The sequence below is a fragment of the Rhizobium sp. BR 317 genome (genome assembly GCF_047445835.1).
Lineage (GTDB): Bacteria > Pseudomonadota > Alphaproteobacteria > Rhizobiales > Rhizobiaceae > Rhizobium > Rhizobium paranaense.
In genome coordinates this window covers 272,469-288,750 of the sequence record NZ_JARWLB010000005.1, presented here as the reverse complement: position 1 = coordinate 288,750, position 16,282 = coordinate 272,469, and the positions used below count along the sequence as shown (strand labels likewise).

Here is a 16,282-nt window from a genome sequence, read left to right as displayed (position 1 = left end):
GGAAAAAGTTCCGGTTTCAGCGGAATACGCGATCAGTTCGAAACATCGGGAAGCGATGGCGCCGCGGCAGTGCCCGCATCATCAACCGATGCGGGGAACATGATGCCGACGGAACGGTCGATGATGAGGATCAGAACCAGCGCCGCAAAGAAATAAAGGATGGCGAGAACGAGGAGCGATAGCATGGAATTACATCAGTATAGCCATGACGCGGCAGCTCGCCCCGGCGACAGCCAGAACGAAGACTTCAACGCGATTCATATCGTTATTACCCATGGCGAGCTCCCTCTTCATCGAGTACCATCGGTATGTGACATCTATTCACGCGATACGCATAATTTACCGAAATCCTTGGGAAATTTTGTAACGTGCCGCCAAAAGACAACGGCCCGGTGCTATAGGCCGGGCCGTTAGTGTCATCGGCCGTATKATCAGCCGTAAAGTATACGTCAAATCTTCGCGTCACCGGTCTTTTTCGACGGCCGTTTCGGCGAGACCTTAGTCGAACCGCCGTTGACTGCCGCAGCCATGACAGTGGTCGCCGCCTTACCCTTTATCTTGGGTTTGGCATCTGCCTTAGGCTTAGCGTCCGTCTTGGGCTTAGCGTCGACCTTCTCTTTCTTGCTTGCCTTTTTCTCAAGCGCGATACGCTCGCTGCTCGCCTGCTCCCAATGAACCGTATCACGGCCGGAAGGATATCCTTCTTCCTCCCATATGGCGTAGGCGCGCTTCTTGATCCATTCGTCTCGGGATTCCAACATTGCCGTTCTCCGTTTTGCATCATTGAACATGGTTGATGAAAATGCCCGTTTTGGAACCGCGGGCTTCATGCCTTCCCGAGCAGGCTCTGAGGGGCCATGGAGAAACTCTCCCTGTCCCAACGCTCAGGCTGCGGCAGGTGCTTCGCACAAAAAGCAGGTGTACCGTGGTAGACGACGGCGAAGCGACCGAACCGTCAATATGGCGACAGCCGGCGCGTCATTCAATTTAAAACTTCTAATACACAGCCTTTTCACAAGGTCTTCTATCGAGGGGACCGGAAATAGAGCCTGCGATCGATTGCAGCTTTCACGGGCAAAGTTATACTCGCCCMATGTTTGACTTGCTGATTGCCCATTGGGGCCAAATCCTCGCTGTCCTGTCCATCGCCATGGGGGCGGCAGCCGCCATCCATGCGGCGATGACGAAGGAGGAGGTTCGCGCGGCGATCGGCTGGGTCGGCGTCATCATCCTCTCGCCCATCGTCGGGGCTCTGCTCTATGCGGTGGCCGGCATCAACCGCATCCGCCGTGCATCGCTTAGTTCGCAGCGCAATGTCCTATTCCAGAAGAACGCCTCGGGCGTACTCGCCAGTTTCGACGCGCAGGGCGATATCGTGCGGAGGCTTTTTGGCGAGCGCTTCGGTTCCATGAAGACTCTTGGCGACCGCGTGGCGCGCTATCCGATGAGCACTGGTAACACCATCGAGATGTTGGAGAGCGGCGATGTCGCCTATGCTGCGATGAAAGCTGCCATCGATGGCGCCGAACGCAGCATCCTGTTGGAAACTTATATTTTCGACCGCGATCCGATCGGGCTGCGTATCGCCGGCTCGCTGATCGAGGCCGTCAAACGCGACGTCAGCGTGCGCGTGCTGATCGACGCCGTAGGCGCCCGCTATTCGGTGCCGAGCATCATGGGCTATCTGAAGGAAGGCGGCGTGCAGATGGACGTCTTCAACGGCAATGTGATCATGGGGCTTAGGCTGCCCTATGCTAATCTGCGCACCCACCGCAAAATCCTCGCGATCGATGGTCGTATCGCCTTTACCGGCGGGATGAATATCCGTCAGGGTTTCACCCGGGAATTCGCAAGCGATCATTGCGCCCGCGACACCCACTTCTGCGTCACCGGTCCCGCCGTCGCCGATCTCTTCAACACCGCCGCCGAAGACTGGCGTTTTGCCACCGGCGAAGTGCTGAGCGGTGATCATTGGCGGATTGCAACGCCCGCGAACGAGCCCGGCGCGCCGGTCTTCATGCGCGTCGTCGCTTCCGGACCCGACCGCAGCGTTGAGACGAACCATAAGATGCTGATCGGCGCATTCTCGGTCGCTCGCACCTCGATCCGCATCATGTCGCCTTATTTCCTGCCAGATCGCGAGTTGATCAGCGCGCTAGTGACGGCGGCGAGACGCGGCGTCGAAGTCGATGTCATCGTGCCGGCCGCCAACAATCTCGTGCTTGTCGACCGGGCAATGACCGCGCAGTTCGATCAGATGCTGAAAGATTATTGCCGCATCTGGCGCGCCGACGGCCCTTTCAATCATTCGAAGTTGCTGACGATCGATGGCACCTGGGCCTATGTCGGCTCGTCCAATCTCGATCCGCGCTCTCTGCGGCTGAATTTCGAAGTCGACCTCGAGGTGATGGATCGCGGTTTCGCGGGCGCGGTCGATGCGCGCATCGCCGCGATCCTTGAAACGGCCATCCCGGTCGAACTCGGCAAGCTCCGCGCACGCCCCTTCATCGTCCGCTTGATTGAAAAGGTTCTGTGGCTCGGTTCACCCTATCTCTGAACAAAACGGCGCTGGCCGTCTTTCTACAGACAAGCCTTTTCACATGACAAGCCCGGCAATCACTCCGTATACTCCTGAAGATGCAGCTCGGCAGGCTTTGACAACGGAAATGGTCGACGGACAGATGCGGAAAAAAAACGAAAGTCTCCGTACAAGCATTTTCGAGACCTTGAAGAACAGAAAGAAGTTGCGGACGGCGCATGCAGGTGAACGAGCCCGTCCGGAAGGCACCTTGATCGCCTCCTACAATGTCCACAAATGCGTCGGCGCCGATCGCCGCTTCGATCCGGAGCGGATCAGCCGGGTCATCCATGAAATCGATGCCGACGTCATCGGCCTGCAGGAGGCCGACACGCGGTTCGGTGAGCGTACCGGCCTACTCGACCTGCGGCGGCTCGAGCGTGAAACCGGCCTTATTCCCGTACCCGTTGCGGGCACGACTAAAGCGCATGGCTGGCATGGCAATGTCGTGCTGTTCAAGCAGGGTACGGTACGCGATGTGCACCAGATTAACCTGCCGGGGCTCGAGCCCCGCGGCGCGCTGCTCGCCGAAATCGAACTGGCCCGCGGCGGCGCGCTCAGGATCATCGCCGCCCATCTCGGGCTGCTGCATAGCTCGCGTGCCCAGCAGGCGCGTTTGATCGTCGACCTGATGAGCACMGAGAACGACACGCCGACCATCCTTCTCGGCGACCTCAACGAATGGCGGCTCGGCGACCGCTCGTCGCTCAACACCTTCCAGGCTGCCTTTGGCCCGCTGCCCCCGGCGGTGCCGAGCTTTCCCTCCACCCTGCCGCTTCTGGCGCTGGACCGCATCATGGCCAATCGCCGCGGGCTGATCTCAACGGTGGAGGTTCATGACTCGCCATTGGCGCGTGTTGCCTCGGATCACCTGCCGATCAAGGCAGTTATCAATCCGGAAACGCTGAGGGCCGAAACGGAGGCACGAGCCGAGTCCGCTTGACTGGGACATGGCACGTTATTTGGCTGCGGTTGTGCTATAGCGTTGCAGGCTCTGCGCTTCCCCTTCATGATGGCTTCGATTTCAGATCGGACAATGCGGACTGTTGATGCATATCTTTCTCGTTCGGCACGGCGAATCCCTTGGCAACATCAGCGAGCAGGCTTACCGGCAGTTCGGTGATCACAATGTTCCGTTGACGAAGTGGGGCTATCGGCAGGTGCTGGAAGCCGGGCGCGTGATCGCATCCCATTTCGAAGGCCGGCCAAGCGCTGAATTACCGAAACTGAGCATTTGGTACTCGCCCTATCTCAGGACGCAGCAGAGCAAGGACGCCTTGCTCGAAGTTTTGCCGAGCGAGTTGATCGCCGACGTTCGCGAGGACTATCTGTTGCGGGAACAGGATTTCGGCCTCTTCACCGAAATCTACGACCATGCCGAACAGAAGCGGAAGTTTCCCGAGGAATTCGAAAAATGGGCTAGGCTGCGCAATAACAATGGGAAATTCTACGCGAGGCCTCCCGATGGCGAGAGCAGGGCGGATGTGGCGCAGCGGGTTCGCCTGTTCCTCCTGACCGTCATGCACGAGGCCAGGCATGGCAGAAACAACGTKATCATCGTTGGCCACGGCGTTACCAACCGGGCGTTCGAAATGAATTTCCTGCACCATTCCGTCGATTGGTTCGAACGCTCGGACAATCCAGGAAATGCGGATGTCACTTTGATCGAAGGCTCTGCTGCGGAAGGTTATACGTCAACCCTGATCCACAAGGCCGTCGACCGGGCAAAGGAGCAGGACGGCGAATTGCAGGACGCCTATGGTTCGGAGCTGGCGGTTACCGCCAAGACTGGATGATCACGCATTTCGTAGCCGAACGTCAGCGCTGATGCGAGTTCGGCCTGGAGTGGCCCAAAACAGTCGATTTGAGGCCACAACAATGCCGAGCTTTCAGCCGTTCAATCCTTCAGCCGATATTGCTCCAGCGCATCGCGGTTGATCTCGATACCGAGACCCGGACCATCGGGAATGGTGACAACGCCGTTCACATGATCCAGCGGTTTTGTCAGCACAGCTTGGCGGAAGGGATTGTGCGTGCGGTCGAACTCCAGGATCGGCGGCCGGCCATTGCGGCGCGGCGGGTCCGGGGGTAGGGCGGCGATGAACTGCAGGCCGGCAGCGATAGCAACGCCAGTTCCCCAGACATGCGGGACGAGTCGAACGCCGTTGATGGCGGCCATGTCGGCGATCCTGCGCATTTCGCTGAAGCCGCCGGTGCCGCAAATATCGGGCTGGATGATATCGACGGCCCGGGTTTCCAGCGGTTCGCGCATGCCGAAGCGGCCATGCCAGGTCTCTCCACCGGCGACCGGGATTGGCTGGCCGGCGCGTACCGCGCGGTAGGCGCTGAGTTGTTCCGGAATGACCGGCTCCTCGAACCAATCGACACCGTATTTCGCAACGGCATTGCCGACCGTGCAGGCTTCCAGCGCATCATAGCCGTGATTGGCATCGATCATCAGCCGGATATTCGGGCCGATCGCTTCGCGCACGGCGCGGATGACGGCGATATCCTCTTCGACATCGAAGCCGATCTTGATCTTCACCGCATGGAACCCATGCGCGACATAGGCGGCGGTTTCGGCGGCGATATCGGAAACCGGGTCGACGCCGTCCTTGCGGAAGGAGCCGGTGGCGTAGGCCTTCACATCCTCGCGGAAGCGGCCGCCGAGCAGGCGCGATACCGAGGTGCCGTGATGCTTGCCCTTGATATCCCAGAGCGCAATGTCGATGCCGCTGAGCGCTGTCACCGTCAGGCCACGCTGGCCCTGATCGCGCAGCAGATTGTAGAGTTCGAGCCAGATCACCTCCGTATCACGCGGATCGCGGCCGAGAAGGCGAGGGGTGTAGGCTTTCACGACGGCGGCGTTAGGCCCGGCTGGGCCGAGGCATTCGCCCCAGCCGATGGTGCCGTCGTCGCAGACGATTTCGACGAGGCAATGTTGGCGACGGTCGAAGCGCATGGAGGCGCTTTCGAAGGCGTGATCCAGCTTATGGTCGAGCAGATGGGTGTGGACAGCGGAGATTTTCATGGGCGGTACGGCCTGATCAGATCATCGAGCATGGCGACCTCCTGTTCGGTCAGGTCGGTCAGCGGCGGACGGACCGAGCCGGCGTCGAAACCGAGCAACCGGACGCCGGCCTTGATGGCCGATACTGCATAGCCCTTCTGACGGTTGCGGATGTTCATGAAAGGATAGAAGAAATCGACCAGCAGCATGTTGGTCGTCGCCGTGTCGCCGGCGCGCAGCGCCTTGTAGAAATTCTGCGCCAGGGCCGGCACGAAGTTGAAGACCGCCGAGGAATAGGTTGTGACGCCTGCACCGAGATAGGCGTCGGCGAAAAGCTCGGCCGTCGGCATGCCGCCGAGATAGGTCAGTCGCTCGCCCATTGTCGCGGTAATCTTGCGCACTAGGCCGATATCGCCGGAGCCGTCCTTGAAACCGACGAGGTTCGGGCAGGCATCGCAGAGCCGCGCAAGGGTTTCGGCGGTCAGGATGGAATTGTCGCGGTTATAGACCATGACGCCGATCGAAACGGCATCGCAGACCGCCTCAATATGCTGGAACAGGCCGTCCTGCGGCGCATCGATCAGGTAATGCGGCAGGAGCAGGATACCGTCGGCACCGGCTTTCTCCGCCGACTGGGCGATCTGGACGGCGATGCGCGTGCCGTAACCGCAACCCGCGACGATAGGCGTATCGCCTGCGGCGGCCTTTGCGGCGCTGACAATGGTCGGGATTTCATCCGGCGCCAGCGAGAAGAACTCGCCGGTACCGCCGGCGGCGAAAAGCACGCTTGCCTTGAAGCCCGAAAGCCAGCCGACATGATCGCTATAGGCAGCCCGGTTGAAGCTGCCGTCCTTGTCGAACGGCGTCACGGGAAAAGACAAGAGCCCGGCGCCAAGTGCCGCCTTGAGAGCTAACGGGTCCATGGACACGAGGATCCTCCAAAATCCGTATGAATTGATGGGAACATAGAGGACATATGATAACAGTCAATCTCTTATCATATATCTGTATTCAAGATCCTTTTCGGATAAGGCTGCGATACCGCTGCTGACTGCCCTTCAAATGCAATCGCATGGCCTCGCGCGCGCCGTGTTCGTCGCGATCCGATATGGCTTCCGCGATGCGCCGATGCTCTGCCTGGATCCGGGCCAGATAATCGGCGGATGCGATTTCGTCCGGTTGATCCTGCAGGAAGGAGCGGGGGATCGCCCTCTTGCCGGTCAATTCCAGAAACTCGCGAAAGCGCGGATTGTTGGTGGCGTCGGCAATGGCGAGATGAAATTCGAAATCGGCTTCCGATGTCGCGATGCCGCGCTCCATGGCGCGATCGATATCCTCGAAACGCTCCATGATCGCCTCGTCCTGTGCCGGCGAACGCCGGGCGGCGGCAAGGCCGGCGGCTTCTGTCTCCACGGCGGCGCGCAATTCCAGCATTTCGATGATGGAGGAAATCCGGCCTGAATCGGTGTCGCGCACGCCTGCGATCGGGAAGGGCATTGCGTGACGGACGAAGACGCCGACGCCGTGGTGCACCTCGACCATACCGTCGGCACGCATCGAGGCAATCGCTTCGCGGATAACGGTTCGGCTGACTTTGTATCGGTCCGTGAGGCCGCTTTCGCTTGGCAATTTTTCGCCAGGTTTCAAGACCCCGCCAAGGATCTCCTGGCGCAATTGCTGACCGACAATATCAACGAGATTGCGCCGGCCCGCTGGCCGTTCGCTACGCTCCCATGCCTTGATCGCTGCATTCCGCGGCATTCCAACGTCCCCAAGTTTCCAGTATCGAGACTACAGATATATGATGACGAACGAAAGCCCATATTATAAGTTCCGCGTCGATGATACCGATATGGGAGAAAACTATGCTGAAAACTCTGTTGATGACCGGTGCTGCCGGCGGCGTCGGCCAGGCATTGAGGCCGCTTCTTTCGCAGATCGCCGAGGTTGTCGTGCTCTCGGATATTGCGCCGATCGACGATTTGCGTCCGAACGAGCGCTTCATTGCCTGCGATCTCGCTGACCGCGGCGGCGTCGAGGCCTTGGTCAAAGGCGTCGACGGCATTATCCATCTTGGCGGCATCTCCGTGGAAAAGCCCTTCGACTTGATCCTGCAGGGCAATATCGTCGGCCTCTACAATCTCTATGAAGCCGCTCGCGCCGCCGGCAAGCCGCGCATCATCTTTGCCAGTTCCAATCATACGATCGGCTATTATCGCCGTGACGAGCGCATCGACAACACCGTACCGACCCGCCCGGATTCGCTCTATGGTGTTTCGAAGGTCTATGGCGAAGCCTTGGCGAGCCTCTATTTCGATAAGTTCGGGCAGGAAACCTTGTCGGTGCGCATCGGCTCCTGCTTCCCTGAGCCGCGCAATCCGCGCATGCTGGCGACATGGTTCAGCGCCCGCGATCTGATGATGCTCTGCGGCCGGGCCTTCGAGACTCCTCGGCTCGGACACACGATCGTTTATGGCGCCTCCGATAACGACGAACAATGGTGGGACAACCGCAACGCCGCCTTCCTTGGCTGGAAGCCGCAGGATAGTTCCTCGCCCTGGCGCGCCGAAGTTCTGGCAAACGCCGCGCCGGACGACCCGAATGATCCGGCCGTCATCTATCAGGGAGGCGGCTTTGCAGCAGCCGGCCATCCGGAAGATTAAGGACTGAAGAGGTCAGCAATGGCGCGGACGGCGATCCCTTCGCAAAGCCTCAGTCGCCGTTCCGAAACAATCTCCAACGCGTCGGCCTGAAAGCGATGCGGTTGCGATCAAGCGCGCCGGCTTTGTCCGGCGGCAGCTCGATTTCGATGGTCTCGTGCTGGGCGCCGATGTTCAATTCGAGATGACGGGTGCCGGCAACGCGGCGGCTGGCAGTCAACAATCCGGCGATGCAGCCACCATCGCCGTCACGAAGCTCGATATCGTGGGGCCGGAAATGGAGGTGCGCCATGCCATCAGGCTCGCGCGATGCGCTGAGTCCGAGAGGTCGGTCATCGAACCAAATTTCGCCATTGGAAATGCGTACCTGCACGCGGTTGGACTGGCCGATGAAGCCGTAGACGAAGGGCGAGTTCGGCGTATCGTAGATCTCATCCGGTGTCCCGACCTGCTCGATCGCGCCCTTGTTGAGCACGACGACGCGGTCGGCCAACTCCAGCGCCTCTTCCTGATCGTGGGTGACGAAAACGGTGGTGTGGCCGGTGCGATCATGGATTTCGCGCAGCCACTTGCGCAGATCTTTGCGGACCTGCGCGTCGAGTGCTCCGAAAGGTTCGTCCAAGAGCAACACGTTCGGCTCGACCGCCATGGCGCGCGCAAGCGCCACGCGCTGCCGCTGACCGCCGGATAACTGTGCCGGATAGCGCTTTTCGAGGCCGTTAAGCTGTACCAGTTCCAGCAGCTCGAGGGCGCGGCGATGGATTTCGGCGCGGGGGGGGCGACGCGACGCCGTCCGTACTTTCAGTCCGAAGCCGATATTATCCAGCACCGTCATATGGCGGAACAGCGCATAGTGCTGAAATACGAAGCCGATATTGCGCTGCTGTACCGTCTTCTTCGACGCATCTTCATCACCGAAGAAAATCCGACCGTCAGTCGGCGACTCCAATCCGGCGATCAAGCGCAACAGCGTCGTCTTGCCTGAGCCGGAGGGGCCGAGGAGTGCAATAAGTTCACTGGAGCGGATATCCAGAGAGACATTATGCAGCGCGGGAAAGCGGCCGAATTCCTTGCGCAGGTTTTGAACGCGAACTTCCATCAACAATTCCTTCAGTGACGCCGGCTGGCGGCGATCTCTTCGCTATAGCGCATTTCCAGCAGGGTCTTCAGTGCAAGTGTTACCAAGGCGAGCAAAGCGAGAAGCGTGGCAACTGCGAATGCGCCCGAGAAATTATATTCGTTGTAGAGAATCTCGACCTGCAACGGCATGGTGTTGGTCTCGCCGCGAATATGGCCGGAGACGACAGACACGGCGCCGAACTCACCCATGGCGCGGGCATTACAGAGGAGAACGCCGTAAAGCAGGCCCCATTTGATGTTCGGTAACGTGACGTGCCAGAAGGTCTGCCAGCCATTGGCGCCGAGCGACAACGCCGCTTCCTCGTCCGCATTTCCCTGTTCCTGCATCAGCGGAACCAATTCACGGGCAACGAATGGGAAGGTGACGAACATCGTCGCCAGCACAAGGCCCGGAACCGCGAAGAGGATCTGGACACCGTGGCTTTGCAGCCAAGGGCCGAGCACGCTATTCGAGCTGAACAACAGCACGAAGACTAGGCCCGATATGACCGGCGACACGGAGAATGGCAAATCGATCAACGTCGTCAGGAACGCCTTCCCCTTGAACTCGAATTTGGCGATCGCCCAGGCAGCCGCGACACCGCAGACGAGGTTCAGCKGCACGCTGATACCGGCGACGATCAACGTCAGTCGGATCGCCGCGAAGGTCTCCTCATCCACCAACGCGCTGAAAAACTCTTCAACACCTTTGCGGAATGCTTCAACGAAGACGGCGGCCAACGGCATCAGCACCATCAATGCCAGGAAGACGAGCGAGATGGCGACGAAAATCAGTCGCGCAAACCTGCTCTCGGTGATCACGGAATGAACCGTGTCGGAGGAGGAAGCGGCATCATGCGCCATAGCCGTATCTCCTTCTGCTCCAGGCTTGAATGAGATTGATGACCAGCAACATGATGAAGGAGATGATCAGCATCATGGTCGCGATCGCTGTCGCGGCAGCATAATTATATTCCTCAAGCCGAATGACGATGAGCAATGGTGCGATTTCGGAGACATAGGGCTTATTGCCGGCGATGAAGATCACCGAGCCATATTCGCCGGCCGCGCGTGCGAAAGCCAGAGCAAAGCCGGTTAAGGCCGCCGGCGCTAGGCCGGGCAACAGGACGCGGGTGATCGTTTGGAAACGATTTGCGCCAAGCGTCGCCGCGGCTTCTTCCACCTCACGGTCGATCTCTTCCATCACTGGCTGCGCCGTACGTACGACGAAGGGCAGACCGACGAAGATCAGCGCGATGATGATACCGGCGGGCGTGAAAGCGATCTTGATTCCGAGCGGCTCCAGGAACTGCCCGATCCAGCCGTTCGGCGCATAGAGCGTCGTCAGCGCGATGCCGGCGACGGCCGTCGGCAGGGCGAAGGGCAGGTCGACCATGGCGTCGATGATGCGCTTGCCGGGAAAGCGGTAGCGCACCAGCACCCAGGCGAGGATCAAGCCGAACACCGCATTCACGATGGCGGCGATGAATGCGCCGCCAAAGCTCATGCGGAGTGCGTAAAGCGTGCGGACATCGAGCGCGAGAGCCCAAAACTTCGACCAGCCAAGAGAGCTGCTCTTCCACACCAAGCCCGAGAGCGGGATGAGAACGATCAGGATGAGCCAAGTCAAGGTAACGCCGAGCGCCAATCCGAAGCCCGGAATGACACTCGGCTGCCTAAACCGCCACCGTTTGCGGGTTATTATATGCATTCAGAATTACTGTCCCGGCTTGTATATCTGGTCGAAGACGCCACCATCATCGAAGAACTTCGGCTGAGCTTGGGACCATCCGCCGAAATCGTCAATCGTTGCCAGCTTCAAACTTGGGAAGCGCGCAATATCCTTGGGGTCGGCCGCTTCCGGCTTGATCGGCCGGTAATAGTGCTTGGCGGCGATCTTCTGACCTTCGTCGGAATAGAGGTAGTTCAGATAGGCTTCGGCAACCTTGCGCGTGCCCTTCGCGTCGACATTGCCATCGACGACCGCGACCGGGGGATCGGCGCGGATTGAAACCGTCGGAGTCACGATCTCGAATTTATCGGGGCCGAGTTCCTCGAGCGAAAGATAAGCTTCGTTTTCCCAGGCAAGCAGAACGTCGCCGAGACCACGCTGAACAAATGTCGTGGTGGCGCCGCGAGCACCGGTATCAAGGACCGGTACGTGCTTCAGCAACTGCGTGACGTATTCCTGCGCCTTGGCGTCGTCACCGCCATTTGCCTGCTTGGCCCAGGCCCAGGCTGCCAGGAAGTTCCAGCGAGCGCCGCCTGAAGTCTTCGGGTTCGGGGTGATCACCTGGACATCGCTCTTGATCAGGTCCGACCAGTCCTTGATGCCCTTGGGGTTGCCCTTGCGCACCAGGAAGACAATGGTCGAGGTGTAGGGAACGCTGTTGTTCGGGAATTTGGTCTTCCAGTCGGCGGGAATCTTCTTTGTCGCCTTGGCGATGGCGTCGATATCGCCTTCCAGTGCCAGCGTCACCACATCGGCGCCCAGGCCGTCGATGACCGAGCGGGCTTGGGCGCCGGAGCCCCCATGCGAAGCCTTGATCTTGACGCTTTCACCCGTGTCCTTCTTCCACTTTGCGGCAAAGGCTTCGTTGAAATCCTTGTATAATTCGCGCGTCGGATCGTAAGAAACGTTGAGAAGCGTCGTATCCGCGGCCCATGTCGGCGCTACCGCAGCGAGCGAAAAACTGCCGATGAGAACTGCGGCGGCGAGAAGCCGCGAAAGCTTGATCGTCTGCATGGTGACCTCCTTCGTTGTTCCTAAACTCTATCAACTTGGTCGTATAAAGTAACGAAGATTGTTCCTGCTGGAGGCGATTACATAGAACATCATCCCATAGAATCAAGGAAAGTGAAATCGCATTCTCGTACTTTGGTCGCCACACTCCGGTAGCGTGTCAGCAGATCGATTCAGACATGAAAACGGAATAGAGTTCGTCGGCACTTTTTGCCTGGCGCATGGCGGTCAACACGCCTTCCGTTCTGAGCCGCCGGGCGATAGCGGAGAGCACGTTCAGATATTCGCTACGACCATTTTCCGCGAAGAGCAGGACGAAGGCAATGTCCGTCGGAACGTCGTCGATCGCTTCGAAATCGACGGGATGGCCGAAACGAACCATCAGCCCGCGCGGTCTTGTCATCCCTACGATTGCCGCATGCGGAACCGCGATGCCATTGCCGATTCCGGTCGTTCCGAGTTTTTCCCGCGCCTCCAGCGCCCGCAGAACCGCGCCTTCATCCAGACCGAGGCAATAAGCCGCTTTCGAAGACAATATCTGCAAGGCCCGCCACTTGGTMGGCGCGGAAAGGCCGACAAAGACATGCTCAGGCAGGATGATGGGGGAAAGGTCCATGGTCGCTCTTTTGGTCGGATATCGATGATTTCGGCATGGCTTCGCATCGCCGGGTTCTCGATAGGCCGGCGATCGCGCAAACCATGGGTCACGGCTTCATTCCGGCTCCCGCAAACGATAGCCGACGCCGGTTTCCGTGGTGATGTATTGCGGCTGATCCGGAATCTGTTCGACCTTCTGCCGGAGCTGACGGACATAGACGCGCAGATATTGCACATCTGCCGCCGGACCCCAGACCTGCTTCAATAAGAATTGATGCGTCAGCACCTTGCCGGCATGCTGCGCCAGCACCCGCAGAATATCGTATTCCTTCGGCGAAAGTTTCACGTCCTTGCCGTCGACCTTGACGATGCGCTTGACGAGATCGATCGACAGGCCGCCGGTTTGGAAGATCGCTTTTTCACCCTGCTGCTGCAGACGGTGGCGAAGCGCGACGCGGATGCGTGCCCCCAGCTCGTTGATCCCGAAAGGCTTGGTGACATAGTCGTCGGCGCCGGTTTCCAGCGCCTTGACGATGCCCGCTTCGTCGGTGCGGCTCGAAAGAATGACGACCGGCACCTGCAATCCGTCCTCGCGCCATTCCTGTAGCAGGTCATGGCCTGGCTTGTCGGGCAGGCCGAGGTCGAGCACGATCAGATCGGGCTGATCTTCCTCCACGGAGAGCCGGGCCGCCGCAGCGTTCTGGGCTTCGTTGACGGCATAGCCTTGGGCGCTCAGGCCGACGCGCAGCAATTTGCGGATCGGCGGCTCGTCATCGACAACGAGTATCTTGACGGCGGTCGTGTTCATTTCAGTTCATCCAGCTTGGGAACATCCGTTGGTTTCGGCAGGCGAATGGTGAAGACCGCGCCTTGGCGGTCCGTCCGGTTGCCTGCCGTGATCGTGCCACCCATGGCCTCGATGAAGCCGCGGCAGATAGAAAGGCCGAGGCCGGTGCCGGCCCGCACCTGATCGCCCTTGCGGACGCGATAGAAAATATCGAAGACCCGTTCGAGATCGGCGGGCGGAATGCCCGAGCCTTCATCCATGACGCGGAAGATGAGGTTGTCGACATCGGCCCACGCCTCCAGGCGGATCGCGGACTCCTCGGGCGCATATTTGGCAGCATTGTCGAGCAGATTGAACAGCACCTGCTCGAAGAGCACGGGGTCGACCCGCACCATCGGCAGATCGGCTGGAATTTGCACATCGACACGATGATGAGCGAGTATCTTCGCCCCGCGTCGAAGCGCGCTGCCGGTAATATCCCCAGCATAATGCAACGCGAAATTCGGCTCCATCGCGCCGGATTCGATCTTGGTCATATCGAGCAGATTGGCGATGAAGCGGTTCAGCCGCTCGGATTCATCGACCACGGTCGACAGAAGATCGACGCGGTCCTCATGCGGCAGGGATTCCAGGTAGTCGCGCAGGGTGCCCGCGGCCCCGAGGATCGCGGCGAGCGGCGTCTTGAGATCGTGCGAGATCGAGGTCAGCAAGGCGGAGCGCAGCCGGTCGGCTTCGACGGCTAACTTGGCACGGTCGACGTCGGCGACCAGTTGCACGCGCTCGATGGCAAGCGCTGCCTGATCGGCCAGCGCGTCGAGAAGTCGCTGCTGTTCCGGCGTCAAGAGCGGACCGTCGCGGCGGTCGCTGTCGAGGCCGATGACACCAACGGCTGTGCGGCCGGTGCGCAAGGGCACGTAAAGGCGCTTGGCGCCCGGCAGTGTATCGGCGCCACGGCCGGCGGCATGGTTATGTTCCCAGGCCCAGCGTGCAGCGGCAATATCGGCATCGTCGAGCGTATCGTCCGGCGGATAGCCTGCCTTCACCGCAATCGTGCCATCCTCCGGCAGCAGCAGGACCACGCGCACCTTCAGCATTGATGCGAGCTGGAAGGCCGTCGCCCAGAGCACGTCATCCAGCGTGCCGGTGCCGGCGAGCTTCTTCGAGAAAAGATAGAGATCTTCGGTCGTGCGCGCCMGCTGGCGTGCGGCGGCGGCCTGCCGTTGCACGGTTGCGGTCAGATTGCTGGCGACGATGGCGACGCCGAGGAAGAAGAAGAAGGCAAGCACGCTTTCCGGATCGCTGATTGTCAGCGTGTAGCGCGGCGTCAGGAAAAAGAAGTTGAAACAGAGCGCACCGAGAAGGCAGGAATAAAGCGCCGGCCGCAAGCCTTGCGTCACGGCGGAAGCCAGCACCGCCATCAGGAACACCAGCGCCAGATTGCGAACGTCAAGCACCTGGTCGAGAATGACGCAGAAGCCAAGGGCGACGGCGACGTAGAGCGTCGCCAGGACATAGCCGCGCCACTGGAACGGGGCAGGCGAGGGCGCTGCCCTAACGCCGCGGCTTGCCGCCGAACCTTCCGTGTCGCTGCCGGAAATGACGTGAACGCTGATGTCGCCGGCCTTGCGGATCAGTTCGTAGGAAACCGAACGCCTGGACCAATCCCGCCAGGAGCCGATCTTCGGCGAGCCGATGACGATGTGGGTGACATTGTTGCTGGCCGAATGGCGAAGCAGTTCCTCGGCAACTTCGCGGCCGGGAATGGTGATCGCCTCGCCGCCGAGTTGTTCGGCAAGCCGGAGCGTCGCGGCAATGCTGTCGCGCTGCGCTTCCGTCAGACTGATCGACCGGCTGGTCTCAACATAAACGGCAGCCCAGGGCGCGCGCAGCCGCGAGGCCATGCGGGCGGCGTAACGCACCAGCGATGTGGAGCGCGGATGATGATCGATGGAGACCAGCACGCGCTCACCGGCCGCCCAAGGGCCGGCGATCGCATGCGCCTGCATGTGGGTCAAAAGCTGGTCGTCGACCCGCTGCGCCGTACGCCTCAACGCCAGTTCGCGCAGTGCCGTCAGATTGCCGGGGGTGAAATAATTGGTCAACGCCCGCTCTGCCGTTTTCGACACATAGACCTTGCCGTCATGCAGGCGCTTGATGAGATCGTCGGGCGTGAGATCGATGATTTCCACATCGTCGGCCATGTCTATGATCGAATCCGGAACGGTTTCGCGTACACGCACGCGGGTGATCTGCGAGACCACGTCGTTCAGGCTTTCGACGTGCTGGATATTCAGCGTCGTATAGACGTCGATGCCCCGATCCAGCAGCTCCTTGACGTCCAGATAGCGCTTTGGATGGCGGCTGCCGTGCGCATTGGTGTGGGCGAGTTCGTCGACCAGCACAAGGCGAGGTTGGCGCTTCAGGATGGCATCGAGGTCCATCTCATCGAGCGCGCGCCCCTTGTAATCGACATTGACGCGCGGAATGATCTCGAACCCGTCAAGCAAGGCTTGCGTCTCGCGGCGACCGTGGGTCTCCACGACGCCGACCACGACATCGACGCCGTCTGCGATCTTCGCCCTGCCGGACATCAACATTTCATAGGTCTTGCCGACGCCTGGCGCGGCACCTAGAAAAATCTTCAACCGTCCGCGTGTCTCGGCCCGCGCCTTTTCGAGAAGCGCATCGGGAGAAGGCCTGCTCAACATATCGCGGCTGTCGTCTACCATTCGTAGGTCGTCTTTCCTGATGAGGTTGAGACGGAGGCAACTGCCTCAACCTCTTCAAC

Annotated in this window: 16 protein-coding genes; 4 read left to right on the top strand and 12 right to left on the bottom strand. The window is 60.0% G+C overall.

Annotated features, from left to right (window positions below; translation table 11 throughout):
* Nucleotides 1-32: 32 nt before the first annotated feature.
* Together QD357_RS10715 and QD357_RS10710 are read right to left on the bottom strand one after the other, a co-directional pair.
* On the bottom strand, nt 33-185 hold the full coding sequence (locus tag QD357_RS10715; RefSeq protein WP_183938121.1) for a hypothetical protein: 153 nt from the start codon (nt 183-185) through the stop codon (nt 33-35).
* A 264-nt stretch (nt 186-449) separates the two neighbouring features.
* Entirely contained in the window at nt 450-761 is a 312-nt protein-coding gene (locus QD357_RS10710) for a DUF2934 domain-containing protein (RefSeq protein ID WP_183938120.1), read from the bottom strand.
* Between the two features lie 332 nt (nt 762-1,093).
* On the opposite strand from QD357_RS10710, the gene QD357_RS10705 reads away from it, so the two are divergent.
* From QD357_RS10705 to QD357_RS10695, 3 genes are all read left to right on the top strand, one after another.
* Nucleotides 1,094-2,557, top strand: a complete 1,464-nt coding sequence (locus tag QD357_RS10705) for a phospholipase D-like domain-containing protein (RefSeq protein WP_183938119.1) — start codon at nt 1,094-1,096, stop codon at nt 2,555-2,557.
* A gap of 124 nt (nt 2,558-2,681) precedes the next feature.
* Complete coding sequence (locus tag QD357_RS10700) at nt 2,682-3,521, top strand: endonuclease/exonuclease/phosphatase family protein (RefSeq protein ID WP_183938118.1); 840 nt, start codon at nt 2,682-2,684, stop codon at nt 3,519-3,521.
* Nucleotides 3,522-3,627: 106 nt separating this feature from the next.
* Nucleotides 3,628-4,374: a histidine phosphatase family protein gene (locus QD357_RS10695; protein ID WP_183938117.1), complete on the top strand. Its 747-nt coding sequence runs from the start codon at nt 3,628-3,630 to the stop codon at nt 4,372-4,374.
* A 101-nt stretch (nt 4,375-4,475) separates the two neighbouring features.
* Here QD357_RS10695 and QD357_RS10690 read toward each other — a convergent pair whose 3' ends face one another.
* The 3 genes from QD357_RS10690 to QD357_RS10680 all read right to left on the bottom strand — a co-directional run bounded on the left by QD357_RS10690 (nt 4,476) and on the right by QD357_RS10680 (nt 7,349).
* Complete coding sequence (locus QD357_RS10690; RefSeq protein ID WP_414124276.1) at nt 4,476-5,609, bottom strand: mandelate racemase/muconate lactonizing enzyme family protein; 1,134 nt, start codon at nt 5,607-5,609, stop codon at nt 4,476-4,478.
* Nucleotides 5,606-6,511, bottom strand: coding sequence for a 5-dehydro-4-deoxyglucarate dehydratase (gene kdgD / locus QD357_RS10685; RefSeq protein ID WP_414124275.1), 906 nt, complete (start codon nt 6,509-6,511; stop codon nt 5,606-5,608). Before kdgD ends, QD357_RS10690 begins: the two co-directional genes overlap by 4 nt.
* An 88-nt stretch (nt 6,512-6,599) precedes the next feature.
* Nucleotides 6,600-7,349, bottom strand: a complete 750-nt coding sequence (locus QD357_RS10680) for a FadR/GntR family transcriptional regulator (RefSeq protein ID WP_183938114.1) — start codon at nt 7,347-7,349, stop codon at nt 6,600-6,602.
* Between the two features lie 104 nt (nt 7,350-7,453).
* Between QD357_RS10680 and QD357_RS10675 the strand changes: the two genes are divergently transcribed.
* Complete coding sequence (locus QD357_RS10675) at nt 7,454-8,251, top strand: NAD-dependent epimerase/dehydratase family protein (RefSeq protein WP_183938113.1); 798 nt, start codon at nt 7,454-7,456, stop codon at nt 8,249-8,251.
* A 49-nt stretch (nt 8,252-8,300) separates the two neighbouring features.
* Here the strand turns inward: QD357_RS10675 and QD357_RS10670 are convergent, their stop codons facing one another.
* The 7 genes from QD357_RS10670 to QD357_RS10640 all read right to left on the bottom strand — a co-directional run bounded on the left by QD357_RS10670 (nt 8,301) and on the right by QD357_RS10640 (nt 16,223).
* Nucleotides 8,301-9,347 carry a sulfate/molybdate ABC transporter ATP-binding protein gene (locus QD357_RS10670; RefSeq protein WP_183938112.1) on the bottom strand — a complete coding sequence of 349 codons (1,047 nt, stop codon included), beginning with the start codon at nt 9,345-9,347 and terminating at the stop codon, nt 8,301-8,303.
* Between the two features lie 11 nt (nt 9,348-9,358).
* Nucleotides 9,359-10,231, bottom strand: coding sequence for a sulfate ABC transporter permease subunit CysW (gene cysW / locus QD357_RS10665; RefSeq protein WP_414124274.1), 873 nt, complete (start codon nt 10,229-10,231; stop codon nt 9,359-9,361).
* Nucleotides 10,221-11,078, bottom strand: coding sequence for a sulfate ABC transporter permease subunit CysT (gene cysT / locus QD357_RS10660; protein ID WP_183938110.1), 858 nt, complete (start codon nt 11,076-11,078; stop codon nt 10,221-10,223). The genes cysW and cysT overlap by 11 nt, the downstream gene beginning before the upstream one ends.
* A 6-nt stretch (nt 11,079-11,084) precedes the next feature.
* Nucleotides 11,085-12,113: a sulfate ABC transporter substrate-binding protein gene (locus tag QD357_RS10655; protein ID WP_183938109.1), complete on the bottom strand. Its 1,029-nt coding sequence runs from the start codon at nt 12,111-12,113 to the stop codon at nt 11,085-11,087.
* A gap of 157 nt (nt 12,114-12,270) precedes the next feature.
* Nucleotides 12,271-12,726, bottom strand: a complete 456-nt coding sequence (locus QD357_RS10650; protein WP_183938108.1) for a PTS sugar transporter subunit IIA — start codon at nt 12,724-12,726, stop codon at nt 12,271-12,273.
* A gap of 96 nt (nt 12,727-12,822) precedes the next feature.
* The gene (locus QD357_RS10645; RefSeq protein WP_183938107.1) at nt 12,823-13,515 is read right to left on the bottom strand and encodes a response regulator transcription factor; all 693 of its coding nucleotides are present in this window, start codon (nt 13,513-13,515) and stop codon (nt 12,823-12,825) included.
* Nucleotides 13,512-16,223 carry a DUF4118 domain-containing protein gene (locus QD357_RS10640; RefSeq protein ID WP_414124273.1) on the bottom strand — a complete coding sequence of 904 codons (2,712 nt, stop codon included), beginning with the start codon at nt 16,221-16,223 and terminating at the stop codon, nt 13,512-13,514. The genes QD357_RS10645 and QD357_RS10640 overlap by 4 nt, the downstream gene beginning before the upstream one ends.
* Nucleotides 16,224-16,282: the final 59 nt, after the last annotated feature.